Consider the following 234-nt stretch of genomic DNA (forward strand, 5'->3'; position numbering starts at 1 on the left):
GGCCGCTCGGGCAGCCCCGCGACCGCGCCGAAGTCCGCGCGCCAGCGTGCGACCAGTTCGCGGTCGTCCGGACCCGCGACCCTGGCCCGCCCGGGAACAGGCGGGCCCGGCGTCGTCAACTCGCCCAGCCGGTAGAGCCGTTGGGACATCAGCGTCTCGGTGCGGCCGTCGGGGTGCCGGTCCCGCCAGGCGCGCGCGACGGCTTCCGCAGCCTCGGCCGTGCCGTTCACCCCG

At 78.2% G+C, this 234-nt stretch carries 1 pseudogene; it reads right to left on the reverse strand.

What is annotated here, in order from left to right:
• Positions 1-234: pseudogene (locus G3I40_RS41335) on the reverse strand (GNAT family N-acetyltransferase); the annotation flags it as partial.

It is taken from the genome of Streptomyces sp. SID14478, assembly GCF_010548525.1.
Taxonomy (GTDB): Bacteria; Actinomycetota; Actinomycetes; order Streptomycetales; family Streptomycetaceae; genus Streptomyces.